Origin of the sequence: Vibrio sp. PID17_43, assembly GCF_002608565.1 — a bacterium.
GTDB lineage: Bacteria > Pseudomonadota > Gammaproteobacteria > Enterobacterales > Vibrionaceae > Vibrio.
In genome coordinates this window covers 108441-132812 of record NZ_LIXM01000008.1, presented here as the reverse complement: position 1 = coordinate 132812, position 24372 = coordinate 108441, and the positions used below count along the sequence as shown (strand labels likewise).

The 24372-nt window shown below is 43.6% G+C and carries 24 protein-coding genes; 15 read left to right on the top strand and 9 right to left on the bottom strand.

The genetic code is table 11. From position 1 onward, the window contains the following. Positions 1-91: 91 nt before the first annotated feature. Entirely contained in the window at positions 92-406 is a 315-nt protein-coding gene (locus tag AK965_RS07710) for a DUF496 family protein (RefSeq protein WP_005442423.1), read from the bottom strand. 240 nt (positions 407-646) lie between these two features. On the opposite strand from AK965_RS07710, the gene AK965_RS07705 reads away from it, so the two are divergent. The 5 genes from AK965_RS07705 (at position 647) to luxQ (ending at position 5890) form a co-directional block, all read left to right on the top strand. Continuing rightward, positions 647-850: a hypothetical protein gene (locus AK965_RS07705; protein ID WP_253252674.1), complete on the top strand. Its 204-nt coding sequence runs from the start codon at positions 647-649 to the stop codon at positions 848-850. Positions 851-942: 92 nt separating this feature from the next. Next, positions 943-1596 (top strand): YceH family protein, encoded by a 654-nt coding sequence (locus tag AK965_RS07700; RefSeq protein WP_099079065.1) that lies wholly within the window; start codon positions 943-945, stop codon positions 1594-1596. Then, positions 1593-1907, top strand: a complete 315-nt coding sequence (locus tag AK965_RS07695) for a GIY-YIG nuclease family protein (protein ID WP_099079064.1) — start codon at positions 1593-1595, stop codon at positions 1905-1907. The genes AK965_RS07700 and AK965_RS07695 overlap by 4 nt, the downstream gene beginning before the upstream one ends. A 306-nt stretch (positions 1908-2213) precedes the next feature. Then, a complete protein-coding gene (locus tag AK965_RS07690) occupies positions 2214-3311 on the top strand; it encodes an autoinducer 2-binding periplasmic protein LuxP (protein WP_099079063.1) in 1098 nt (365 codons plus the stop codon). Further along, positions 3311-5890 carry a quorum-sensing autoinducer 2 sensor kinase/phosphatase LuxQ gene (gene luxQ, locus AK965_RS07685; RefSeq protein WP_099079062.1) on the top strand — a complete coding sequence of 860 codons (2580 nt, stop codon included), beginning with the start codon at positions 3311-3313 and terminating at the stop codon, positions 5888-5890. The genes AK965_RS07690 and luxQ overlap by 1 nt, the downstream gene beginning before the upstream one ends. A 245-nt stretch (positions 5891-6135) precedes the next feature. Here the strand turns inward: luxQ and AK965_RS20920 are convergent, their stop codons facing one another. Together AK965_RS20920 and AK965_RS07675 are read right to left on the bottom strand one after the other, a co-directional pair. Continuing rightward, positions 6136-6366, bottom strand: coding sequence for a hypothetical protein (locus tag AK965_RS20920; protein ID WP_099079061.1), 231 nt, complete (start codon positions 6364-6366; stop codon positions 6136-6138). A gap of 175 nt (positions 6367-6541) precedes the next feature. After that, positions 6542-7090: an ATPase gene (locus AK965_RS07675; protein WP_099079101.1), complete on the bottom strand. Its 549-nt coding sequence runs from the start codon at positions 7088-7090 to the stop codon at positions 6542-6544. A gap of 89 nt (positions 7091-7179) precedes the next feature. Here AK965_RS07675 and AK965_RS07670 point away from each other — a divergent pair, with 89 nt between their 5' ends. From AK965_RS07670 to phaC, 8 genes are all read left to right on the top strand, one after another. After that, positions 7180-7851: an SH3 domain-containing protein gene (locus tag AK965_RS07670; protein WP_099079060.1), complete on the top strand. Its 672-nt coding sequence runs from the start codon at positions 7180-7182 to the stop codon at positions 7849-7851. A 162-nt stretch (positions 7852-8013) separates the two neighbouring features. Then, positions 8014-8493, top strand: coding sequence for a hypothetical protein (locus tag AK965_RS20430; protein WP_099079059.1), 480 nt, complete (start codon positions 8014-8016; stop codon positions 8491-8493). Positions 8494-8659: 166 nt separating this feature from the next. Then, positions 8660-10498: a protein translocase subunit SecD gene (secD, locus tag AK965_RS07660; RefSeq protein ID WP_099079058.1), complete on the top strand. Its 1839-nt coding sequence runs from the start codon at positions 8660-8662 to the stop codon at positions 10496-10498. A gap of 2 nt (positions 10499-10500) precedes the next feature. Then, the gene (secF, locus tag AK965_RS07655) at positions 10501-11403 is read left to right on the top strand and encodes a protein translocase subunit SecF (RefSeq protein WP_099079057.1); all 903 of its coding nucleotides are present in this window, start codon (positions 10501-10503) and stop codon (positions 11401-11403) included. 1345 nt (positions 11404-12748) lie between these two features. Next, positions 12749-13489 (top strand): SDR family oxidoreductase, encoded by a 741-nt coding sequence (locus AK965_RS07650; RefSeq protein ID WP_099079056.1) that lies wholly within the window; start codon positions 12749-12751, stop codon positions 13487-13489. A 12-nt stretch (positions 13490-13501) separates the two neighbouring features. Beyond that, on the top strand, positions 13502-14710 hold the full coding sequence (locus tag AK965_RS07645) for an acetyl-CoA C-acetyltransferase (RefSeq protein WP_099079100.1): 1209 nt from the start codon (positions 13502-13504) through the stop codon (positions 14708-14710). A 44-nt stretch (positions 14711-14754) separates the two neighbouring features. Then, positions 14755-15102, top strand: coding sequence for a phasin family protein (locus AK965_RS07640; protein WP_099079055.1), 348 nt, complete (start codon positions 14755-14757; stop codon positions 15100-15102). A 65-nt stretch (positions 15103-15167) separates the two neighbouring features. After that, positions 15168-16943: a class I poly(R)-hydroxyalkanoic acid synthase gene (gene phaC, locus AK965_RS07635; protein ID WP_099079054.1), complete on the top strand. Its 1776-nt coding sequence runs from the start codon at positions 15168-15170 to the stop codon at positions 16941-16943. Between the two features lie 153 nt (positions 16944-17096). Here the strand turns inward: phaC and AK965_RS07630 are convergent, their stop codons facing one another. The 6 genes from AK965_RS07630 to napF all read right to left on the bottom strand — a co-directional run bounded on the left by AK965_RS07630 (position 17097) and on the right by napF (position 21710). Next, positions 17097-17231: a TIGR02808 family protein gene (locus AK965_RS07630; RefSeq protein WP_009841022.1), complete on the bottom strand. Its 135-nt coding sequence runs from the start codon at positions 17229-17231 to the stop codon at positions 17097-17099. Between the two features lie 15 nt (positions 17232-17246). Further along, positions 17247-17825, bottom strand: a complete 579-nt coding sequence (locus AK965_RS07625; RefSeq protein WP_099079053.1) for a NapC/NirT family cytochrome c — start codon at positions 17823-17825, stop codon at positions 17247-17249. Positions 17826-17853: 28 nt separating this feature from the next. Continuing rightward, positions 17854-18309, bottom strand: a complete 456-nt coding sequence (locus AK965_RS07620) for a nitrate reductase cytochrome c-type subunit (protein ID WP_099079099.1) — start codon at positions 18307-18309, stop codon at positions 17854-17856. A gap of 76 nt (positions 18310-18385) precedes the next feature. Continuing rightward, positions 18386-20875, bottom strand: coding sequence for a periplasmic nitrate reductase subunit alpha (napA, locus tag AK965_RS07615; RefSeq protein WP_099079052.1), 2490 nt, complete (start codon positions 20873-20875; stop codon positions 18386-18388). Then, positions 20872-21180, bottom strand: a complete 309-nt coding sequence (locus AK965_RS07610; protein WP_099079051.1) for a chaperone NapD — start codon at positions 21178-21180, stop codon at positions 20872-20874. The genes napA and AK965_RS07610 overlap by 4 nt, the downstream gene beginning before the upstream one ends. 44 nt (positions 21181-21224) lie before the next feature. Next, a complete protein-coding gene (gene napF / locus AK965_RS07605; protein ID WP_099079050.1) occupies positions 21225-21710 on the bottom strand; it encodes a ferredoxin-type protein NapF in 486 nt (161 codons plus the stop codon). Between the two features lie 246 nt (positions 21711-21956). Between napF and narQ the strand changes: the two genes are divergently transcribed. Then, positions 21957-23693, top strand: coding sequence for a nitrate/nitrite two-component system sensor histidine kinase NarQ (gene narQ / locus AK965_RS07600; RefSeq protein WP_099079049.1), 1737 nt, complete (start codon positions 21957-21959; stop codon positions 23691-23693). Continuing rightward, positions 23680-24312 carry a response regulator gene (locus AK965_RS07595; protein WP_253252673.1) on the top strand — a complete coding sequence of 211 codons (633 nt, stop codon included), beginning with the start codon at positions 23680-23682 and terminating at the stop codon, positions 24310-24312. Before narQ ends, AK965_RS07595 begins: the two co-directional genes overlap by 14 nt. Positions 24313-24372 lie beyond the last annotated feature (60 nt).

The window sequence follows — 24372 nt, the reverse complement described above, 5'->3', positions numbered from 1 at the left end:
GTTTTATTGTACACACTGTACAACAAAGTGACAAAAAGAAACCCCGAGCAAGATTGACTTGCTTGGGGTTGAATCTTGAAACTAATTAGGCTTATTTTTTACCGCTAGTTTGCTTGTCTTCTTCAGTCAGTTCGCGAATACGGCGGCTGATGTCACGACGAGCTTTAGAGATCTCAGCGCTCTTGATGATGTGGTCATCAACACGGTCTTCGTAATCCGCTTTCATGTTTTTGATGATCGCAAGGATTTCGTCGTGAGTCATTTCTGGTTTGATGTAGTCTAGTAGGTTCTCTAGAAGGTCTACACGTTTGCGGTTGTCACGAACTTTCTTTTCGTTATCAAGCAGCTCACGTTTTAGTTTGTTTTTACGACGAGCTTGGTTCACGATTTCAAATACGCTACTCATGGTTCCCTTTCCTAATTTGTGAATATCTGATTCGATTAAAACACAACATCTAATGGCATAACAGTCTTTAGATCAAACGTGGTGTTGAGTTGAACATTTATCAATCAATTCTGATGTGCTTTTAACACGCACAACTTGAGTGCTTTGGATTATCGTACACGGAGATGCAACGACTCGTTGTCATCGGTTTGTTGACGCTATATTATCTGCTTCATTCAAGACAATATGATGAAGCTCGAAATGAACTCTGGTAATACTGCGGAGCACGTCGAAAACCAAGAAGTAGAGTCAACCGAAGACTCTTTAGCAGCAAAGCTAAAAGCGGCATATGTTACAGCAAGAACGCAACTCGAAATTATAGAGGTTGAGCTGAACCGTTCTAAGATCATGATGATTGATGAGAATGGAAAAATGACCAAAGTGTCCATTCTATCAGAGCATTAGATTGAACCTGATTCGCAAAGGGTATCAGGTCTATGCGCTATGCTTTAGCCTGATACCCAAATTCAAATGCAAAAATAATAAGGAAATGCATGATGAAAGTTGAGCTAACGGCAATTGAAGCACGAGTAATTGGTTGTTTGATTGAAAAAGAAGTCACAACCCCCGATCAATACCCTCTGAGCCTTAATGCGCTGACTAATGCGTGCAACCAAAAAAGTAATCGTGAGCCGGTAATGTCATTGTCAGAAGGCGATGTAGTCGATGCAGTTGATGCGCTGATTGAACGTCGGCTAGTCAGTGATGAAAGTAGCTTTAACAGTCGTGTAAGCAAGTACCAACACCGTTTCTGCAATACTGAATTTGGTGATTTGAAACTGAGTAAACAGGAAAAAGGGATTGTGTGCTGTATGTTACTGCGCGGTGCTCAAACACCAGGCGAAATTCGTACTCGTACTAACCGCCTAGCAAATTTCAATGACGTTAAAGAAGTGGAAATCGTATTGGAACACCTAGCGAGCGATGAAAGAGGCCCGCTGGTGGTTAAGCTTCCGCGCGAGGCAGGTAAGCGGGAATGTCGTTACATGCATTTGTTCTGTGGTGAAGTGGATATGAGTGAGTTGAGCACTTCTGCCTATACACCATCCTCTGTTGATTCTGAGCGTGTGGCACAACTCGAGCAAGAAGTAGCACAACTTCGTGAAGAACTCGATGCACTCAAAGTACAGGTAGAATCACTGCTTTCATGAGTCAGGTTACCGAGCAAAGCTGGTGTGTTTATTTGATCCGCAATAACCGCAATGCATTGTATTGCGGTGTTACGAACGATATAGAAAGACGCTTTAAGCAGCATCAAAGCGGTAAAGGCGCAAAAGCGTTGAAAGGAAAAGGACCACTCATATTAGAGTGGACATCATCGTTTGAAAGCAAGAGCACTGCGATGAAAGTGGAATACTTCATTAAACAATTAACCAAAAGGAAAAAAGAGTTACTTGTCGATGCAGGTGCAGATATCAATGTTGATGAGCATCAAAACCTGATATTTCAAATGCACAGCTAATACACGTTATATACCTAAGTAACCTCAAGATGCTTGGTTCAGTGAGAATGACTTGGTTTGAAGACGCAGCGCCCATGAATTTATAGAATGATAAACGACAAATCGCTTAAAAATGGCGGTTTATTTTTATCTATTTCAGGTATCATTTCGGTCATTGGTAACTCATAATACAGTCATGTCCTACTAGGCTTAATATCAAAGGCATTGATATAAAAAAGGACATGTTATGGAAGAGATTAATAGAGTAAGGATGACTCGGTTAGGTTATAAAATAGAGACGCTCAATAAAAGCGAAAAGAGCAATAGATGAAAAAAGCGTTATTATTCTCCCTTATTTCGATGGTTGGCATTTCTCCGATGTCACATGCCACTCAAGTGCTGAATGGTTATTGGACATATAAAGAGTTCTTAGAGGAATTCCCTGAACAACAACAACTCACGATGGCATTGTCTGAAGCAGTACGAGAGCGTCCGGTTCACGTAACGGCAAATCAAGCTCGACCACTAAAAATCTCCGTTGTCTATCCAGGTCAGCAGGTTTCTGACTATTGGGTCAGAAATATTAAGGCGTTTGAAAAACGTTTAGATAAGCTGAATATCAGCTATCAAATTAATCAGGTATTTACCCGTCCTAATGCCGACATCAAGCAGCAAAGCTTATCACTGATGGAAGCGCTAGAAAGTAAATCTGATTATTTGATATTTACGCTAGATACCACAAGGCATCGCAAATTTGTGGAGCACGTCTTGGACGCCAAAAAGACCAAGTTGATTCTACAAAATATAACCACCCCTGTGAGAGCGTGGGAGAATCATCAGCCATTCTTGTATGTCGGGTTTGATCATGCCGAAGGCAGCCGTAAGTTAGCCACAGAATTTGGTAAGCACTTCCCTAAGAAGAGTCATTACAGTGTTCTCTATTTTTCTGAAGGTTATATAAGTGATGTAAGAGGCGATACTTTTATCCACCAAGTTAATCGCGACAATGGCTTTGAGCTACAATCCGCGTATTACACCAAGGCAACAAAGCAGTCTGGTTATGATGCAGCAAAGGCAAGCGTAGAAAAATACCCAGATGTTGAGTTCATTTATGCATGCTCAACCGACGTCGCATTAGGAGCTGTAGAAGCTCTCGCAGACCTAGGACGAGATGACATTGTTATCAACGGGTGGGGAGGCGGATCTGCGGAGTTAGATGCAATCCAAAAAGGGGAGTTAGATATCACCGTTATGCGTATGAACGATGATACAGGCATCGCGATGGCGGAGGCCATTAAGTGGGATCTGGAAGGAAAAGCCGTACCAACCATTTACTCCGGTGACTTTGAAATTGTGACCAAAAATGATTCGCCAGAGCGAATTGACACCCTCAAAAAACGTGCCTTTAGATATTCAGATAATTGATGACGACTACATCAAACACAAAAAAGCGTCGCTCACTCGCGACGCTTATTACCAGAATTATTATCCTCGTTCTTGTTCCGATTATTCTCGGGATTTTTATTCAGAGTTACTACTTTTCTAAACAGATTATCTGGCAAGAAGTGGATAGGACCAAGCAGCAAACCTCTGCTTTGATTCGCAATATTTTTGATAGCCACTTTGCTGCCATTCAAATTCATCACGATAGCAACTCAAAAAGTGAAGTTATCCGTGACTTCTATGTGAAACGTAATAATCAAGATGCACTCAACTATTTTTTTCTGAGCATCGATCAAAATGACCCAGCACATACACCAGAATTTCGTTTTTTAGCCGATCACAAAGGCATCATTTGGGATGATGGCAACGCTCACTTCTATGGTGTGAATGATCGCATCTTGGATAACTTAGCCAGCAAAGTAACCTTCAGCGATAATTGGTATAACATTAATGTACAGACCACTATTGGTTCCAAACATATATTGATTCGACGAGTGCCAGTGCTTATGCCAAAAACGGGTGAAGTACTGGGCTTTTCTTATAATGCAGTGGTACTGGATAACAATTTTGCCTTGATGGAGAAACTGAAGAGCGAAAGCAATGTAGACAATGTGCTTCTGATTGCCAACGATGCTATGTTGGCACATTCGTTGAGTGGCGATGAACATTATGATGTGGCTGAGGTTGTGGCGCGCAGAGGTTCACAGAATAAACTTGGTCAGTTGTTGATAACGGAAACGCCAATTAAAGTGAATGCGGCGACTACTGAGTTGCGCCTTGTATCAGTACAAGACAATCAAGGTGTCGTCACGTTGCAAATCCAACATATACTGGCAATGCTCGCTTCTGTTGTTGGGATGATCATGATGGCATTGCTCATTAAGGAATGGATTGGGAGCAGAGTGTCAGAGCAGTTGGAATCACTCATGTCTTATACTCGCTCTGCTAAGGAAGAGAAGGGGTTTGAACGTTTTGATGGTTCCGATATTGAAGAGTTCGATCACATCGGTTCAACGCTAGAAAGCACCTTTGAAGAGCTTGAAGCGCAGAAAAAGTCTTTCCGAGATCTGTTTAACTTTGCGCTATCGCCCATTATGGTGTGGTCAGAGGGAGGGGTTCTGATACAAATCAATCCCGCAGCACGTAAAGAGTTGGCGATTGAAAGTGCACATGAATCCATGCCGATCGTTTTTCAGAGTTTTAAAGATAAACTTAGACCTCACCTGAGCATGGCGGCTCAAGGCGCGACCCTGACTGGGGTAAATGTTCCTATTGGCGACAAAATTTATCGTTGGAACCTCTCTCCAATCGGTGTTGATGGTGATATCAGTGGCATCATTGTTCAGGGACAAGATATTACAACGCTTATTGAGGCTGAAAAGCAGAGTAATGTGGCGCGGCAAGAAGCGGAGAAGTCGGCTCAAGCGCGTGCGGACTTTCTTGCTAAAATGAGCCATGAAATACGAACGCCGATTAATGGCATATTAGGTGTTGCTCAACTGCTGAAGGATACATTAAGCACCCAAGAGCAGAAAAAACAAATAGATGTACTCTGCCATAGCGGTGAACATCTTCTTGGGGTTCTGAATGATATTTTGGATTTCTCTAAGATTGAGCAAGGGAAATTTAACATTCATAAGCACTCGTTCACCTTTGCTGACACAATATCTACGCTAGAGAATATTTACCGACCGATTTGTGCTAATAAAGGTGTGAATTTAAAGATTCAAAATAAGCTCGAACCTAATGCTAAGATTTTTACCGATCAAGTTCGTTTAAACCAGATCCTATTTAATTTAGTCAGCAACGCGGTCAAATTTACTCCTTTTGGCGAGATTTGTTTACGGGCCGAGCTTGAGCAGTTTTACGGGGCAACGGACAGTGTCTTGGTGATCGAGATTACAGATACAGGCATTGGTATTGAGTCTAACAAGCTTGAACAAGTGTTTGAGCCTTTTGTTCAGGAAGAAGCAACCACAACTCGTAAGTATGGAGGCAGTGGTCTGGGTTTGACGATTGTGAAAAATCTGGTGGATATACTAGAAGGTGACGTACAAGTTCGTAGTCGTAAAGGCGATGGCACGACGTTTATCGTAACTCTACCAGTGAAAATGCACCAATGTTCGCTTTACGCCAATGATGTTAACAATCGAGTGCTGCCGGGGGAACTGTTTGATGAAAGTTTAAAAGTATTGTTGGTAGAAGATAACCATACCAATGCCTTTATTCTTCAAGCGTTTTGTAAAAAATATAGGATGCAGGTCGATTGGGCGAAAGATGGTTTGGAAGCGATGGAGTGCCTGAAGGAGGTCTGTTACGATTTGATCTTAATGGATAATCAGCTTCCCCATCTTGGTGGGATTGATACGACGTATGAGATCCGCCAACACTTGAAGTTAGGTACGCCAATTTATGCTTGCACCGCAGATACTGCAAAAGAGACCAGTGATGCGTTTATGGCGGCGGGTGCGAATTATGTGCTGCTTAAGCCGATTAAAGAAAAAGTACTTCATGAGGCGTTTGTTGACTTTAAACTTCGATTTATGGTTGAACGAACCTAAAGTGAAAAAGGTGGCATTGATGCCTGTCTCTTATACACAAATCCCTAAGCCACGGCTTGGGGATTTTTTGAACTCATTTTATGTTTCATGATCTGATCATCTAAGCAATGACAAGGATGATTATGATGATCTATATAGAGCCAACCCTTTGGGAACAAAAACAATTCGGTCAAACCCACCTCAATGACCCAAGACGAAAAAAGCGGAGCCAGTTTCCTGATTCCGCTTTGTAAACTTTTTAAGCCTTATGGGTGTTTGTATTTCGATATTTCACAGTTCCCTGTGCGTCTATCTACCTTAAATGAGAATGCTGATGAATGGTACTCTCGACCATCACACCAGATTGTTTCTCCAAAGATTTTGCATAAGTCCAAATCACTGATAGAACCGAACTCTTTAACGTGCCTAACGACTGACAGAAATTTGGCGTTAGTAGCATTAGGACATCCCTTGTTACTTAATCGATTGATAACCATGTTTGTAGCATCATCTCCAGCCAAATATGACTTTTTATTAAATTTTGTTAATGAGCAAAGTATCCAAAAACTGTTCGAAAGTAAAGTATTATTGTGACCAATATCTCTATTATTGGTTTTTTTGATTACTATTTATGCAGTAATGAGAAAGGGAACAATCCCAGTGTTAACAGGCTCAATGAGTTATATTTTGAGTCTGTTTTAAGGTCTCGACCTCTTGATCGTATAAGCCAGCCAATCCTGCGTATTGTAAAGCAAGTTGCGTATAATCTTCAGCGAGAAGGTTTGCGTTTTCTCGATACCACTCCGCACTGATTTGGTTGGCGGTTGCTCCTGATTGTTGACACAGAGCAGCGAGCTTTTGCCATCCATTTGCCGTCCATTTAGACTCCTTGCTGAGCTTTTTAAGTTTCTCTGCTTTACTCCGTAGTTCATCTCTATATTGAATGGAAGCCTGCAACTGGCCGCGGAAAATGTTTTGATTGGCTTTGGACTGCCAGAGTAGGGTGAGTTCTTCGAGGGAAAAGGTCTGGGATAACAGCTTACGTTGCTTGTGCTCATTTAACAGCGTATTGTAAATCGTAACGTATTGATTGTAGTTGGACTCTAACTGGTTGAATTGGGTAAGATTGTCATTCCATGAATTGTGGTCACACTGAACTGCTGCATGCACCGAGAGTGGAAGCAACAGTATTATTAATATCCATTTTGGCTCAATCATCATAGGTTTCGTAGCAGTCCATTCGTTTTGCATGAGTATAGCTGTTTACGACAAAAATAGTGTTAGTTCAATTGCATAAGGATCAAAAGAACATGAAAAAGGTGCTGATCGTATTCGCTATTTTGTTTTTGTTGGGCGGTATTGGTGCCGGGTGCTATTTCGTCTTTATGAAAGAAGAGCAACAAACAACGCAAAATGTGGAAGAACCTTCTGTTACGTCACCGAAAATGAACGACAAAGTACAACCTATCATGGATTTAGAGTCCCGAGTCTCAGAAGTTACGGAATATTATGTGACTGAGCGTCGAGTCAATGTCTATAACCAACCAAATCTTCAAGCGCTCGTCATTGACTCCCTGTACAAAGGGGAAAAAGTCGCAGTGTTAGAAAAAGCAAATGGCTGGTTCCGTCTGTCAGATTATATCCTGTATGAAGAAGGGGGAGAAGAGACTGCGGAGTGGGTAGATTCCAAGGGGTTATCAGATTCAGAACCTGCCATTAAAGAGCAAGAGCGGTTAGAGATTTTGGATGCTTACTTGCAAAAAACTGACGATTTGAAAGCGCATTTAGATGTGTTTCGCAACAAAACTCAGCAACTGTTGGATGATCAGGCTTGCGTCCCAAGTGATTTTGAAGAGTTGGGTGGCTGGGTGCGTTCGGTGACTTACAAGCAGGGTAACATTTATTTTATTTACTGTGGCGGCCTTGAACAAGAGAACAAAATTTACCTAGATGTGGATACAGGCAAAATATTCTCTCGATGAATACGAGGCTCTTTCATGTTGCGGGGCTGAAGTATCAGATCTGGCCGGAACGAAGACAGCTATAGAGATTTAGAACTTTTTAGTTGTGGATAATAACCAATGGGAATACTATCAAAGGGCTGAGTCAAACAATTTGGCTCGTTGTGTTTTAAGCGAGAGCCCATGTCTTGGTTTGACGTTAGAAAACTGTTTTTGCTGCTACTTGCAATGGCTTTGTTGCCAGTGCAAGCCTCTGCTGTGCAAAAAGAACAGAAAACTCACGTACTTCACTTATCAAAATTACAGTCCTTCACGACGAGTGACTCTACTTCCAGTCCTTCCATCGATTTTTCTGAACTGACGGAAGAAACCGTACCGTCACCTGTTTCTGAAGGACACGCAAGCCAAGACTCACTTGCCATATTTAACTCTCAACGCTGGATATCGCATCTGCGTGAGAACATCGATGACGAACATGTTGATTCGGTCACCGATTTTACAGCTCCTTTCTATGCTGATGCCGGTTATTCTTATCGCTTAATGGACATCAGCTGGCGTCAAAACCAGTCAATTTTTCATCATTTCGTTAATGACCATCGCATTGCGGGTTGGAAAGAAACCAATGCAATGTACGTCGCTCTCAATAGCCAGTTTTCCATTTAAACGCCATCAATCTGCACGCTTCGTGCGTTCTTAACATGACAATCTTTTTTGCAGGGCCTTGACTGCCCTGGGTATTCCGTACCTGAATGTGTTCAGGTGGGTGTGTTGTCGTGTCTTGAATTTAACTAATTGAGTCTTCGCTGAGCAGCGAAGGGATGATGTTTACATGAAGAAAACACCAAAACCACAAAAGACAACAAAAGTGCTGAATCATTACTCAGCATGGAAATACGTCGTCCTTGTTACGACCATCATTATTTTAACGCTAAGTGCAATCCCCACTTGGTTTGGTGAGCAACCATCGATTCAGGTGACGTTTGCGGACCGAAACAACAGTGCGATGTCGGTCGTTCAACTCGATCAACTTCTAAAAAAGCACAACATTCCCGTGTCTAAGATCATTGAGAAAGACGGGAAAACAACCATGGTTTTTGATGGGGAAGATGCACAAAGTAAAGCACGTGCTCTGCTCAATGAAGAATTAGACAAGGGTGACAGCATTACATTTTCATACGTATCGGTCGCACCAGATTGGCTAAACGAAATGGGCTTTAGTCCAATCAAACTCGGTCTAGATCTTCGCGGTGGCGTCCAATTTTTACTTAATGTTGATGTAAATAAGGCCTTTGAAGAGCAACGTGATGCGTTGATCGATGAGATCAAAGCGAACCTACGTGAACAGCGTATCCGTGGTGTGCAGGTACGTGCTGAGTCTGGCAACCATATTGCGGTTAACAGCGATAATGATGATGCTTTGAAAGCGGCTAGCCAATTCATTCGTCAAAATTACCTAGGTTGGCAAATGACGAGCTCAGATCGCGGTTTTGACCTTCAACCTAGTGAGCAGAGTATTCAAGAATTTGAAACCACGACCTTGCAACAAAACGTGAAGATCATGCGTGATCGTATTGAAGAGCTAGGCATTACGGAAGCCATGGTTCAGCGCCAAGGTAAAGATAGTATACGTATTGAGCTTCCTGGCGTTCAAGATCCTGCGCAAGCGAAAAATGTTATTGGTGCAACCGCAAGTTTAGCGTTTTACGAAGTAAAAGATGCGAGTCAAGCTCGCAGTAACCAAGACTTAGTGTTGCAAGATAATGATGACCGAACCGTGATACTGGCCAAGCGTCCATTACTGACGGGTGAGCACATTGTTGATGCGCGTGCTGGTATCGACCAAATGGGCATGTCAGAAGTGAACATCTCTCTAGACCACGCGGGTGGCAAAAAGATGAGTGACTTCTCTGCAACGCATATTGGTAAGCTTATGGCGACAGTATATCGTGAGTACAAAACCAATGACCGCGGTATGACTGAACGTAGTGAGCGCGTGATCAGTGTTGCAACGATTCAATCTCAACTAGGTAGCCAATTCCGTATCACCGGAGCGGGTAGTATGGATGAAGCACAGCAACTTGCATTGTTGCTTCGTGCAGGTTCATTGACTGCGCCAGTTACTATCGTTGAAGAACGTACTATCGGGGCTTCTCTAGGGACCGAAAATATTCAAAATGGTTTTGCAGCGTTGGCGTTAGGTATGGGCCTAACACTTACATTCATGGCGCTTTGGTACCGCCGTTTGGGCTGGGTTGCAAACGTTGCACTGTGTGCAAATATGCTTTGTTTGCTTGGTCTAATCGCGCTACTTCCTGGTGCTGTTTTGACACTTCCTGGTATCGCTGGCTTGGTGCTAACGGTGGGTATGGCGGTAGATACCAACGTAATCATATTTGAACGTATTAAAGACAAGATGCGAGAAGGCCGAAGTTTCGCTCAGGCGATTGACTTAGGTTTTGATAGTGCATTTGTAACCATCCTAGATGCCAACATCACAACCATGATCACTGCAGTGATTTTGTACGCCATCGGTAATGGTCCAATCCAAGGCTTTGCATTAACGCTAGGTTTGGGGCTGATGACCAGTATGTTTACTGGCGTATTCGCTTCTCGTGCAATGATCAATCTAGCTTGGGGCCGTGACGGCCGTCGTGATGTGAGGGTTTAATCATGGTTGAAATGCTAAAACAAAATATTCGTAAACTTCGTTATTTCACTACGGTCATTTCAGTCGCTCTGACGATCGTTTCTTTACTTGCTCTTTGGATGAAAGGGCTACATTTAGGTCTAGATTTCACTGGTGGTATGGTTACCGAAGTGAAAGTCGATAAACAATTAACCAATCCTGACCTGCTCGAAGCATTGCAGCCTAAGTTGGGGGAATCGGCATCGGTAACCCGCTCGGGTGAAGATGGTCGCTGGGTGATTCGTTACTCAGTCCCGGCAGAGGGGCAAACGTTACCAAGCGTGGCAGAGACACTTAAGCCGATCTCACACCAAGTGGAAGTGGTAAGTAACAGTATTGTTGGTGCACAAGTAGGCCAAGATTTGTTTGAACAAGGCGGTTTAGCATTGTTGGTGTCAGTCCTGACCATTCTTGGTTACTTATGTTTCCGGTTCGAATGGCGACTAGCGAGTGGTTCACTGTTCGCATTAGCGCACGATGTGATTTTAGTGTTGGGCTTTTTCGCTATCACTCAAATGGAATTTAACCTTACGGTGTTTGCCGCGATTCTGGCGATTCTCGGTTACTCACTGAACGATTCCATCATCATCGCCGACCGAATCCGTGAATTGCTGGTTGCGAAGCAAAATTGGAAAATTGAGCAGATTAACGATGAAGCTGTTTTGGCGACGTTCTCTCGTACCATGGTGACATCGGGTACTACGTTGATCACTGTTGGTGCACTATGGATTATGGGAGGATCAGCTTTGGCTGGTTTCTCTACGGCAATGTTTATTGGTGTACTGTCTGGAACATGGTCATCTATCTCTATTGGTACGGTTTTGCCAGAATGGTTGAAGCTCGAACCAAGACACTACTTACCAGTCGAGATAGACGCTACGCCATAAGGTTGAGTATTTAAGGTAAAAAAAAGTGCAAGCGCCACTCGTTTCGAGTGGCGCTTTTTTATTGTGCACCGAGCATGTTTATTGTGCACCGAGCATGGTGTCAACCTAGGAGGTGAAAGTCCTCTAAGTATCTTGTCGAGCAGGTAGCGTTAGCCGATGCAAGGGTGTCCATCGTGAAGTGGAATCTGAAGGAAGCAAATGGCAAAACATAGCTTTGGCGGACAAAAATCAGATAAGTAAGCATAATCAGCTTGGGTAACCTAGCAACAGATAGAATCGCCCAAAGTCTCGAACAGAAGTGTGATTATGTAAATCAGGTAGAGCGATGGGAAAGGGTGGCATCTTACCTCGGGAGATCTTATCACTTGTCCTTGTGACTAGGCTAGCAGTGATGCTGGATGAAGATTGAGAAGAAGTCAGCAGAGGGCATAGTACCTACGAAGTAGGGAAGGCCTGAACCAAGGTTTAAGGAAACAGTTAGCAGATTCTCAGTGTTTACGGAGTCTCTGTAAAGAATAGGAATCCTACAGCTACGTTAGCAATGGCGGTGAAGTCTGAAACGGAACTGTTACTAACGAAGAGAGACAAGCCACAATGGAGTTGAAGCTAAATAGTGAACTTAAGTTAGCAAAAGTTAGCCCACCTTGGAACGGCCGTATGCGACCCACGCTAGTACGGTAGTGTGAGAGGACGGAGGCGGTGAGGCCTCCGCCTACTTGATTGAGTAAATGTTATTCATAACGGTAGACCAACACGATAATAAATATTTGTATTTGTTACATATTAGTGCGTAATGCACCAAATATAGGCAGGCAATAAATGTTTAATGTATTCATATAATATAGTACAAATGATATATGCGTCTGTTATGTTTGAGGCTACAAATGTAATTACCTAGGATGTTTATCGGTAGTTTAATATAAATATAGTTTATTTGACCGTTTTAAATTATGGGTAAATAATTTAGTTAGAGTATTTACACAAATAAATAATAGTAAGAACTCAAGTCACCAGTTGATGTAACGAATGATTTTTTATTCATAAGCGTCTGAATTTAAAGGTTTATTATTGCATTTGAAGGGGGCTATTTTAAATTTAATCTAATTAGAAACAACGGGTTGGATGTAATTAACATTTCTGTAATATTTCATTGCGAATGAGATCTACATCAATTTTATGCAAAGTGATTAGAGTTTTAATTGATATGTAATATTTTTTGGTTAATTTAAAGCGAAGGGCTGCAAAGGAATTGTTGCCGATAGAATAAAAAACACGTTAGTTGGTAAATTATTTACCTCTGTCCTACTTAGATTAATTATTAATGCTGCAAAGAATGGGGTCTACAATGAAAAAAGTGGCTTTGATCACTGGATCAAAAGGCGGAATTGGTTCTGCTATTACTTCTCAATTAGTCAATGATGGTTTTCGCATAATTGCAACTTACTCAACTGGAAACTACGAGTCGGCTTCCGAATGGTTTAATGAAAAAGGGTTTGATAAAGATCAAGTACGCCTTTTTGAGTTAGACGTGACGAACACAATCGAATGTTCTGATAAGTTGGTACAGTTACTTCAGGAAGAAGGAACGATTGATGTTGTCATTAACAACGCAGGTATCACTCGAGATGGCGTCTTCAAAAAAATGACCGCTCAAGCGTGGAACGACGTTATCAACACCAACTTAAACAGTTTGTTCAATGTTACTCAACCGGTATTTGCTGCAATGTGCGAGAAAGGCAGTGGTCGTATCATCAATATCTCTTCTGTGAATGGTCTGAAAGGACAGTTCGGACAAGTAAACTACTCAGCAGCGAAAGCTGGCATGATTGGTTTTTCAAAGGCGCTTGCTTATGAAGGTGCGCGTTCCGGCGTTACGGTAAACGTTATTGCACCGGGTTATACCGGCACACCGATGGTCGAGAAAATGAAGCCTGAAGTCTTGGAGTCTATCACCAATCAGATCCCAATGGGGCGTTTGGCTTCGCCGGAAGAAATTGCCGCATCAGTGAGCTTTTTAGTAAGTGACGCAGGCGCGTACATCACCGGCGAAACATTGTCGGTGAATGGCGGCCTATATATGCACTAAGGAGTATCGATGATGGAAAAAGTATTTATTGTTGCTGCGAAACGTACCCCAATTGGTGCATTTGGTGGAAGTTTAAAAAATACCTCAGCAGGTAATCTTGCTGCGGTCGCGATTAAAGGCGCACTTGAGGCTGCCTCACTTTCTGCCGATAAGGTCGATGAAGTGATTGTCGGCAATGTGATTGCCGCTGGCCAAGGCATGGGGGTTGGGCGTCAAGCGGCACTCTATGCAGGTATTCCAGAAACAGTTCCAGCTTATGGCGTGAATATGGTTTGCGGCAGTGGTATGAAAACCGTCATGGATGGCGTTTCTCATATTCGCAGTGGCGATGCAGAAGTCGTTGTAGCTGCAGGCGTTGAGGTGATGTCACAAATCCCATTCATTGTGCCTAGCGTTGTGCGCGACGGTAACAAAATGGGCAACATGGAATTGAAAGACCTTCTTATCGCTGATGGTTTGACGGACGTTTACAACCAATATCACATGGGTGTGACAGCGGAAAACGTAGCAAAAGAAGTCGGTTTATCTCGCCAACAGCAAGATGAGTACGCATTAGCGAGTCAGCAAAAAGCCGTAGCAGCGATTGAAGCAGGCAAATTCAAAGACGAAATTGTACCAGTAGAAGTCACGCAACGTCGCGAAACCGTCGTATTTGATACAGATGAATACCCAAAAGCGAATGCAACGCTAGAAGGTCTGAGTAAGTTGCGCCCTGCGTTTGACCGAGAAGGTACGGTGACAGCAGGGAACGCTTCTGGCATTAACGACGGTGCAAGTGCCATCATTCTAGCATCAGAAAGCGCGGTTCAAGCGCACGGTTTGACACCGATTGCTGAGGTGGTGAGCTACGCTCAATCGGGTTTAGATCCGAAGATTATGGGTCTTGGTCCTGTGGAATCAGTGAATAAGGCGCTGCAAAAAGCTGAGCTGAAAACCAGCGATATCGATGTTTATGAATTGAATGAAGCTTTTGCTGCACAAGCGCTAGGTGTAATTCATAAACTGGCAGAAACTAACCAAGTACCAGTGAGCTCAATTCAAGATAAGGCCAACTTTAATGGTGGTGCTATCGCATTGGGTCACCCACTCGGTGCGTCGGGTAACCGTATTCTGGTTACGCTAGTACACGAACTTCACAAACAAGACGGTCAGTACGGTGTTGCTTCACTTTGTGTGGGCGGCGGTATGGGCACGGCTGTGGTTGTAAAAGCCGTTAAATAGTTATTAAAACGGAAATTTTTAATTCTTTCTTTAGGAGATAAACCATGTACACTGATTTCTTCAAAACTTTTAGTGATCAAACTGAAAAAACGTTTGAACCATACCTGAAGTTCAACAAGCTAGTGACTAAGAACGTTGAAGTTCTGACTGAACTTCAACTGAACGCTATTCGTACTTACAGCGAAGTGGGCTTAAATCAAATGAAATCGGCATCTGAAATCAAAGATGTGACTTCTCTTACCGCATTCAACAGCCAGCAGCTAGCTGTTCTGACTAAGCTTTCTCAGCAAATGATGGATGATAGCAATAAGCTGCAGTCGATCGCAAAAGAGTTCAAAGAAGACGTTGAAAAAATGACTTCGGAAAACCTAAAGACTGTTACTCCTGCGTAATTTGTCAGATTTTCGCCGCCCGTTTTCTGGGCGGCGTTGTTTTTTCCGAGTATAGGAGTAAGACTATGTTTCAACACTTCTTTTCGGACTATCTTGTTAAGCTTCAGGAAACCAATCAACAGTGGTGGCATGATCTCGAACTCAACAAGGCAGCCGTGAACTCTCCTTTGAATAAGGCCATGCAAGAAGTGAATCTTGAAGATACTGCCAAACTCTTCGAGCAAGTGGCGAATCAACCAGCTAAGCTTTTGAACTTGCAAGCGCAATGGTGGGAGCAACAGTTACAGATTTGGCAAAATGTTGCTTTGATTGGTAACCAGAATCAAATTATTGAGGCAGAAAAGGGCGACAAGCGTTTTTCTAATGAAGCTTGGCAAAACGAAGCGATGTATAGCTTCATCAAGCAATCTTATCTTTTATTTAGCAAAACCTATTTAGATACCGTTGAATCGTTAGACGGTTTAGATGAAAAAACAAAAGAACGTATCATTTTCTTTTCTCGTCAGGCGATCAACGCACTGTCTCCTTCGAACTTTATCGCAACCAATCCCGAACTACTTAAGCTTACGCTAGAGCAAAATGGCGAAAACCTTTTAACTGGTTTAGAGCAGTTAAAAGAGGATTTCGAATCGAGTGCGGACATTTTGAAAGTTCGGATGACGAATAATAACGCTTTTCGCCTAGGGGACGATGTTGCGACTACAAAAGGAGACGTGGTATTTAAGAATGATTTATTTGAATTGATTCAGTACCGTCCATTGACGGAGAAGGTCAACGCTACGCCGCTTCTTATCGTACCACCTTTCATTAACAAATATTATATTCTCGATTTGACCGAGAAGAACTCGATGGTGCGTTGGTTGCTTGAGCAGGGGCACAGTGTCTTTATGATGTCATGGCGCAACCCTGGTAAAGCTCAAGCGAATGTTGAGTTTGGAGATTACGTCACCGACGGCGTAGTTAAAGCGGTTGCCGCGATTGAAGACATCACAGGACAAGAGCAAATTAATGCGGCTGGCTATTGTATTGGTGGTACAGTGCTTGCCAGTACTGTGGCGTATTATGCTGCCAAGCGTATGAAAAAGCGCATCAAATCAGCGACCTTCTTTACCACGTTGTTGGATTTCTCTCAGCCGGGTGAAGTCGGTGCTTACATTAACGACACCATTATCAGTGCGGTCGAGGCACAGAATAACGCAAAGGGATACATGGATGGTCGTTCATTGAGTGTGACGTTCAGTCTGCTACGTGAAAACAGTTTGTATTGGAATTACTACGTAGATAATTATCTAAAAGGTAATAGCCCAGTAGATTTCGATTTATTGTATTGGAATAGTGACAGCACCAACGTAAGTGCGGCTTCACACAACTTCCTGCTTCGAGAGCTTTACCTTGAGAATAAGCTCGTTCAAGATAAAGGGGTGAAGATTGGTGGTGTATGGATTGATTTGAATAAGATCAAAATTCCTAGCTATTTTATATCTACGAAAGAAGATCATATTGCGCTTTGGCAGGGTACCTATCGCGGTGCGCTGAATACAGGTGGCAACAAGACATTCGTGCTTGGTCAATCAGGCCATATTGCGGGCATTGTAAACCCTCCAGCAAAGAATAAATATGGCTATTGGCTGAACGATAACCTTGATGATTCTGCAGATGAATGGTTCAGCAACGCAGACTACAAAGAAGGATCTTGGTGGACGCATTGGCATGAATGGCTATTGACATTCAACACGAAAGAGCAAGTTGAGCCTTTCTCTATCGGTTCTGAAAACCACCCTTTGATTGGCCCTGCACCGGGTGAGTACGTTAAGCAGACGCTGCCATTAGAAGGCGCGTAGACAGTTCCCTATAGCAGTAAGTTATTGCGGTCTTTTACGGCCGCTTTTTTATTAGTGGAAGGTATGGAGTTGGTGCTATTAACAAAAACGCCAAGTGGATGCTTGGCGTTTTTCGTCAACAAAATGGGCAAAAAGTTGACTGGTAGAGGCGGTTTAGACCTCTTTATCCTTACCTAGTGAGAGTAGCCATAGAGAGATTGCTGCTACTCCGATAAAGCCGGAAAGAATAATGACTGGCATTGCGCTGTATCCAAGGAAGTGCCAGATAAAGGATTCAAGATTACTCATTGTCTGTATTTCTCCTTATTGCCAGCCTTCAACGCCGTGCATGTCAGGCAGTTTGTGTGCGATACCTTTATGACAATCTACACAAGTTTTGTCGCCTGAAGCCAAAGCGGTTGAGTGTTGGGCCGCAGCACGTTTACCTTGCTGTGAGTAGTCCATGTAATCGAACTGGTGACAGTTACGACATTCCAGAGAATCGTTCTGCTTCATACGCACCCATTCACGTTCTGCTAGGTGTGCACGACGAGCTTGGAATTTCTCCGGCGTATCGATAGTCTTCGTTACGAAGTGTGCAAACAGCTCTTTAGACGCTTGAACTTTACGAACGATCTTATCGGTCCATTCATGTGGTACGTGACAGTCTGAACAGATTGCACGAACACCAGAGCGGTTCGAGTAGTGAATCGTTTCTTGAATTTCAGCGACGATAGGAGCGTGACAGCCAGAACAAAATTCTTCTGTGTTGGTCGCTTCCATACCCGTGTTGAATGCGCCCCAAAACAGAAGACCACCAGCGAAGCCTAGGAATAAAACTACACCAGCGGCAGCTTTACTTGGGCTCGACAGTCTCTTCCAAAACGCTTTAAGTATTTTCATAAGTAACCTCTTAGTATTCGCGTTTCAATTACTGAAGCGAATCGACTGCCTTAAACTCGTTTTCCACTAGTGGGGTAGCACTGGTTTGTGGAACGTGACATTGCAAACAGAAGTAGCGACGTGGAGACATGTCTGCCAATACTGCGTCTTCTCGGTTAACGTAGTGCGTTACACTGATTTTGGTCGCGCCTGCGTCTTTAGCGTTTTTCCAGCTGTGACAGGCTAGACATTTGTTTGCGTTCAAAGACACTTCGTAGTTACGGATGCTATGTGGGATCAGTGGCGGCTGATATACATAGCTGTCTGCAACGATTTGGTCTTTTGGAAAGTCTTTGAAATCATCTGCAGGACGAGTGTCTTCAAGTTGCGTGCTGCCACGTAGTGAGTCTAGACCGCCTGTGCCACCTGGATTATCCAGCTCTGCTTGTGCAACGCCTGTCAATAAAGCACCTACAGATAAAAGTGCGATAAGGTATTTTTTCATCATTTCATCTCCGCCTTATGGCTTAAATTCTTTTTAGGCCGCCGAGTAGACGGCCCTTGCATTCGTTGTTTGACGGTTAAGCAATTTTCGTGATTTTGACTGGACACTTCTTAAAGTCTGTCTGTTTAGACAGAGGGTCAGTCGCATCAAGAATCAACTTGTTAATCAAAATACGAGCATCAAAGAACGGTACGAATACCAAGCCTTCAGGTGGACGGTTACGGCCGCGAGTTTCAACGCGAACGCGAACTTCACCACGTTTGTTTGTAATCAGAACTTCTTCACCACGACGTACGTTACGTTTCTTCGCATCAGCAGGATGCATGTAAACCAACGCGTCAGGTACCGCTTTGTATAGTTCTGGTACACGACGAGTCATAGTACCTGTGTGCCAATGCTCAAGAACTCGGCCAGTACATAGCCATAGGTCAAACTCTTCGTTTGGTACTTCTGGTGGCGCTTCGTATGGTGCAGAAATGATCTTCGCTTTACCATCGGCATTGCCGTAGAAGTCCCAACCTGACCCTGCTTTCGCATATGGGTCAGATCCTTCTTTAAAGCGCCATTGTGTTTCTTTTCCATCAACAACTGGCCAGCGCAGACCACGTACAGTGTGGTAAACATCGTATGGTGCCAAATCGTGACCGTGACCACGACCAAACGTCGCGTACTCTTCGAACAGGCCTTTCTGTACGTAGTAGCCGAAGTGGTGAGCATCATCGTTCATCTCACGTGCTTCTTCTATAGGGAATTTGTCGACTTGACCGTTTTTGAACAGCATGTCGTACATAGTCTTACCGCGGTATTCAGGTGCTTTTGCAAGTAGCTCTTCTGGCCACACGTCTTCCATCTTGAAGCGTTTCGAGAATTCCATTACCTGCCATAGATCAGATTTGGCATCACCGATGGTCTCAACTTGTTGGTACCAAGCTTGAGTACGACGCTCTGCGTTACCATAAGCACCTTCTTTCTCGATCCACATTGCGGTAGGAAGAACAAGGTCAGCTGCTTGCGCGGTTGCTGTTGGGTATGGGTCAGAAACAACGATGAAGTTGTCTGGGTTACGGTAACCTGGAAGACGTTCAGAGTTAATGTTTGGACCCGCTTGCATATTGTTGTTACATTGAACCCAGTAACAGTTCAGCACGCCATCATGCAGCATACGGTCTTGCAGTACTGCGTGGAAACCCGGTTTCGGTGGGATGGTACCTTCTGGTAGTTTCCAGATGTCTTCTGCGATCTTACGGTGTTTAGGGTTAGCAACCACCATGTCTGCTGGTAGACGGTGAGCAAACGTACCAACCTCACGAGCCGTACCACACGCTGATGGCTGACCAGTTAGTGAGAATGGGCTGTTACCCGGAGTCGCAATCTTACCGGTTAGTAGGTGGATGTTGTAAACCAAGTTGTTCATCCATACACCGCGAGTATGTTGGTTCATACCCATCGTCCATAGCGACATCACTTTCGTGTTTGGATCCGCGTATTGCTTCGCAAGCTCGATTAGCTTCTCTTTTTCAACGCCAGAGATTTCAGATGCTTTCTCCACTGTGTATGGCGCAACTGACTTTTTGTATTCTTCGAATGAGATAGGAGTCAGCTTGCCAGAGTTCGGGTTCTTCGCTGCTTTTTGCAGCGGATCGTCGTCACGCAGGCCGTAACCGATGTCTGTATCTGCTTGAGTAAAGTTGGTGTGCTTGTTCACGAAATCCCAGTTCACGGCATCGTTTTCGATGATGTAGTTCGCGATGAAGTTGGCAATCGCAAGGTCAGACTGAGGGGTGAAAATGTAGCCGTGATCTGCCAACTCAAATGAACGATGGTAATAAGTAGAAAGCACATTTACTTTTACGTGAGGATGGCTTAGACGGCGGTCAGTAATGCGAGTCCAAAGCACTGGGTGCATTTCTGCCATGTTTGAACCCCAAAGAACGAAAGAATCCGCGTTCTCGAAGTCATCGTAACAACCCATTGGTTCATCAATACCAAATGCGCGCATGAAGCCCACGACAGCCGATGCCATACAGTGGCGTGCATTCGGGTCGATGTTATTAGAGCGGAAGCCCGCTTTCATCATTTTAGCGGCCGCGTAACCTTCCATTACTGTCCATTGGCCTGAACCAAACATACCAATGCTTGTTGGACCTTTCGTTTCTAGTGATGCTTTCCATTTTTCGGCCATGATGTCGAAAGCGGTATCCCAAGATACAGGCGCGAAGTCGCCGTCTTTGCTGTATTTGCCATCTTTCATACGTAGAAGAGGCTGAGTCAGACGGTCTTGACCGTACATGATCTTAGAAAGGAAGTAACCTTTGATACAGTTAAGGCCTTTGTTTACTGGTGCTTCAGGGTCACCCTGAGTCGCGACCACTTTGCCGTTTTGTGTACCAACAAGAACAGAACAGCCAGTACCACAGAAACGACAAGGCGCTTTGTCCCATGTGATTTTGGTTTGATCAGAGCTTGCAATCAGATTGGTTGCAGAAGCCGGTAGTGTAATACCTGCGACAGCAGCAGCTGATGCAGCTGCGTTTGCTTTTACAAACGCACGTCTTGTCATTTTCATACTTCACCCTCGATTTGGGAATGTTGTGTTCCAGTGTCTTTTTCTTCCGTTTCTTCAAACCCAGTTTCGATTTGGTGATAAACCAGTACTGTGCTCAAAACATCCGGTAAATTATTAATCGCATCGATAGTGTCGGTGATGAAACCTTGGTTCTCGGTTTCTAGCACCACCACGATTTTGCCCTCAGGGCTGTCACCATAAATTTCGGCATTGTCGAACGTTTCGATTTGCGTTTTTATGGCCTCTAAATGTTGAGGGGCGACATGAACCACGATGCTTGAAATGTGCACTTCGTTTAGTGCCATAGTTATCTCTCGCTTTTTGTTGCCTAATTTTGTCCTCTTGGGCATTAGGCGGTTATATTGCTCACATTGATGGCTGACGTAGGGCACACAGAAACACATGCGCCACATCCGTTACATTCATCAAGGTCTAATTTCGGTTGTGCCACCTTGCCCAGTTCTAATTTGAACTTGATTACCATTGACTCACACACGTCACCGCAGCTACGGCACTCGACATTTTGCTTCGCTAAGCAGCTATCTGTAATAGCGGCTTTTGCTAGCCAAGGCTGCTCAGCTTCGGTTAGAAATAGCTTCTCTGGACAGGCATCAACACATTGGTAACAAAAAGTGCATTCATTAATCGCAAAATCGACCGCAGGAAATCCACCGTCGTTTTTAGTGATGATTCTTGTTTCACAAGCTTCAATGCATTTTCCGCAGCGGGTGCAGTCATCCGTAAATTGTGTTGGATTGGCTAACCAAGGAAGGCGTACAGAGTTATCCTGCTGTATTTTCTTTGCAAAGAGTCTTCTTTTCGAAAGGTCTACCACTAAGTTACCTCAACAATTGAAACCCAAATTAAGCATAATCATTTACTTTGTTAATAAACTTTCATTTAAGGACATGAAATTGTAGTTTTTGACATATTTGCATAAATACCTCTAAGGGGTTAATTAGGAGGTAATGTTGTTTTGGATCAATAAATTCAACCGCAGGTGATCACATATTGATAAAGTTAAAAGATAATGCGTGTTGTGAATACGGATGCAAGGTTATCAAATAGGCGGAGTGTCGAGTTGTTTAAAAATGTGAAAAAGTCAGTAACGCGCACAATTGCATCTGCGATGATGCTGATTTTGCTTTTATCTGTTGTAACGACGGGGTTCGCGATTGTTACGTTGGCGTCAAGCTTAAACGATGCTGAAGCCGTGAATGTTGCTGGTTCTATGCGCATGCAGAGTTATCGTTTGGCGCATGATATTCAGAGTGAATCTGTAGACTATGCATCACACATTAACTTATTTGAAGGCTCGATTTATTCGCCTTCGATGCGTGCTCTTCAACATTGGTCTGTACCAAAAGACATCACTAAAGACTATTACCGCCTTATTCTTCGCTGGCATGAGCTAAAGTTGGTATTAGAGAGCCAAGATCGGGCTCAGTATTTGGTGTTAGTTGCGGGGTTTGTGCAGCAAATTGATGAGTTTGTATTTAAGTTACAAAACTACTCAGAACAAAAGTTGATTAACTTAGCGTGGATTGGTGGGCTAGGCCTAGGCGGCATTCTATGTCTAAGTTTGTTTGTTGTGCATTTTGTTCGAATAGAAGTCGTAAGGCCATTACGAGCGTTGGTGTTTGCGAGTGAACAAATTAAGAACCGTTCGTTTGAAGTGACACTTAATGTCTCTAGCGATAATGAGATGGGTATATTAACGCGTACTTTTAATCGTATGGCGATGGACTTAGGTAAGCTGTATCGGGGCTTAGAGCAAGCGGTGGATGAAAAAACACGCAAACTGCAACATGCGAACCAATCGCTGCAAGTGCTGTATGACTCCTCGCAGCAACTAACGGCATCACGTATCAGCCAAGAGAACTTCCAAGCGATTTTGCAACACATTGCCAGCCTAGAAGGCATTCGTGCCGTTATGCTCGAAATCGACCAAATTGGAGAGTCAAATTGGATCTTGACTGAAGGAGAGCAATGCCACTACGGGTGTGATAGTGAATGCCATAGGAAAACACTCACTTTGGATGGAGAGCATTTAGGCTATCTACATTGGAAAGCGGGCTTACCTTGCCCTAATGAAGCACTAATCGATAACTTTGTGCAGATCTTATCTCGTGCGGTATATTACAACCGTGCACAGCGGCAAGCCGAACAACTGTTATTGATGGAAGAGCGTGCGACCATTGCTCGTGAACTGCATGATTCATTGGCACAAGCTTTGTCTTATTTGAAAATCCAGGTAACACTCCTAAAGCGTAATGTAAAGAGTATCCCGGATGAGCGAGCGATAGAACAAACGAATCAAGTCATTACTGAGCTTGATACGGGGCTATCGGCCGCATATACCCAGTTACGCGAACTGTTGACGACTTTCCGCCTAACCATCAAAGAAGGCAGCTTTGGTCAGGCTCTGCAAGAGATGGTTTCTACCTTAGAGGAGCAGACACCGGCTGAAATCTTGCTAAAGAATGAGTTATCTTCGACAGCATTAGATGCACATCAGCAGGTGCACCTATTGCTGTTGGTCAGGGAAGCGACAATTAATGCGATCAAGCATGCCCAAGCAAGATATATTGAAATCCAATGCCTTGAATCTGATGGAAAGATCACTGTGACGGTCACCGATGATGGTATAGGCTTTGAGCAGCAAGACGAAAAATTAAATCATTACGGTATGAGTATTATGCAAGAACGTGCGACAAGGTTGCATGGTAAACTCAGCATCGATGCATCGAAAAATCATGGTTGTATCGTAAGACTAGAATTCCAACATAGTAAGGAAGTAAACATTGGCAATGTGTAAAGTAATGCTGGTGGATGATCACCCACTGATGCGACGTGGTATTCATCAGCTGTTGAGTTTTGAGCCAGAGTTTGAAGTTATTGCAGAGGCCAGTAATGGCGCCGATGCGGTCGCTAAAGCGCATGAGCTCAAGGTGGATTTAATACTTCTTGATCTTAACATGAAAGGCATGTCAGGGTTGGATACGCTAAAAGCGCTACGTGCAGATGGCTGTGAAGCACGAATCGTAATCTTGACCGTCTCTGATAGCCCAACGGATATTGAGGCGATCGTACGCAGCGGTGCAGATGGTTATCTGTTAAAAGACACTGAGCCAGATGAACTTGTTACTTTGTTAAAGCAAGCACATGAAGGCGATAAGTCGTACAGTCAAGCGGTAGCGAAGTATCTAAGTGAACGTTCTGAGCAAGAAGATGTATTTGATTCACTGACCGATCGTGAAACTCAAATCCTACAAGAGGTTGCGCGTGGCTTCCGCAATAAACAAATCGCTGACCGTTTGTTCATTTCTGAATCGACAGTCAAAGTACACATGAAAAGTTTGCTCAAGAAGCTCCAAGTGCCATCTCGTACAGCAGCAACAGTCCTGTATTTAGAACGATTTGGTGAAACCAAATAATTTTGTTAGCGTTCGCAATAATATCTTTAGGTATTAAAAGAACCGCCAAGCATTGGCGGC

Excerpts from the sequence above, each read along its gene's own strand:
- AK965_RS07710 (WP_005442423.1), bottom strand. The coding sequence starts at position 406 with ATGAGTAGCGTATTTGAAATCGTGAACCAAGCTCGTCGTAAAAACAAA.
- AK965_RS07705 (WP_253252674.1), top strand. The coding sequence starts at position 647 with ATGAACTCTGGTAATACTGCGGAGCACGTCGAAAACCAAGAAGTAGAG.
- AK965_RS07700 (WP_099079065.1), top strand. The coding sequence starts at position 943 with ATGAAAGTTGAGCTAACGGCAATTGAAGCACGAGTAATTGGTTGTTTG.
- AK965_RS07695 (WP_099079064.1), top strand. The coding sequence starts at position 1,593 with ATGAGTCAGGTTACCGAGCAAAGCTGGTGTGTTTATTTGATCCGCAAT.
- AK965_RS07690 (WP_099079063.1), top strand. The coding sequence starts at position 2,214 with ATGAAAAAAGCGTTATTATTCTCCCTTATTTCGATGGTTGGCATTTCT.
- luxQ (WP_099079062.1), top strand. The coding sequence starts at position 3,311 with ATGACGACTACATCAAACACAAAAAAGCGTCGCTCACTCGCGACGCTT.
- AK965_RS20920 (WP_099079061.1), bottom strand. The coding sequence starts at position 6,366 with ATGGTTATCAATCGATTAAGTAACAAGGGATGTCCTAATGCTACTAAC.
- AK965_RS07675 (WP_099079101.1), bottom strand. The coding sequence starts at position 7,090 with ATGATGATTGAGCCAAAATGGATATTAATAATACTGTTGCTTCCACTC.
- AK965_RS07670 (WP_099079060.1), top strand. The coding sequence starts at position 7,180 with ATGAAAAAGGTGCTGATCGTATTCGCTATTTTGTTTTTGTTGGGCGGT.
- AK965_RS20430 (WP_099079059.1), top strand. The coding sequence starts at position 8,014 with ATGTCTTGGTTTGACGTTAGAAAACTGTTTTTGCTGCTACTTGCAATG.
- secD (WP_099079058.1), top strand. The coding sequence starts at position 8,660 with ATGAAGAAAACACCAAAACCACAAAAGACAACAAAAGTGCTGAATCAT.
- secF (WP_099079057.1), top strand. The coding sequence starts at position 10,501 with ATGGTTGAAATGCTAAAACAAAATATTCGTAAACTTCGTTATTTCACT.
- AK965_RS07650 (WP_099079056.1), top strand. The coding sequence starts at position 12,749 with ATGAAAAAAGTGGCTTTGATCACTGGATCAAAAGGCGGAATTGGTTCT.
- AK965_RS07645 (WP_099079100.1), top strand. The coding sequence starts at position 13,502 with ATGGAAAAAGTATTTATTGTTGCTGCGAAACGTACCCCAATTGGTGCA.
- AK965_RS07640 (WP_099079055.1), top strand. The coding sequence starts at position 14,755 with ATGTACACTGATTTCTTCAAAACTTTTAGTGATCAAACTGAAAAAACG.
- phaC (WP_099079054.1), top strand. The coding sequence starts at position 15,168 with ATGTTTCAACACTTCTTTTCGGACTATCTTGTTAAGCTTCAGGAAACC.
- AK965_RS07630 (WP_009841022.1), bottom strand. The coding sequence starts at position 17,231 with ATGAGTAATCTTGAATCCTTTATCTGGCACTTCCTTGGATACAGCGCA.
- AK965_RS07625 (WP_099079053.1), bottom strand. The coding sequence starts at position 17,825 with ATGAAAATACTTAAAGCGTTTTGGAAGAGACTGTCGAGCCCAAGTAAA.
- AK965_RS07620 (WP_099079099.1), bottom strand. The coding sequence starts at position 18,309 with ATGAAAAAATACCTTATCGCACTTTTATCTGTAGGTGCTTTATTGACA.
- napA (WP_099079052.1), bottom strand. The coding sequence starts at position 20,875 with ATGAAAATGACAAGACGTGCGTTTGTAAAAGCAAACGCAGCTGCATCA.
- AK965_RS07610 (WP_099079051.1), bottom strand. The coding sequence starts at position 21,180 with ATGGCACTAAACGAAGTGCACATTTCAAGCATCGTGGTTCATGTCGCC.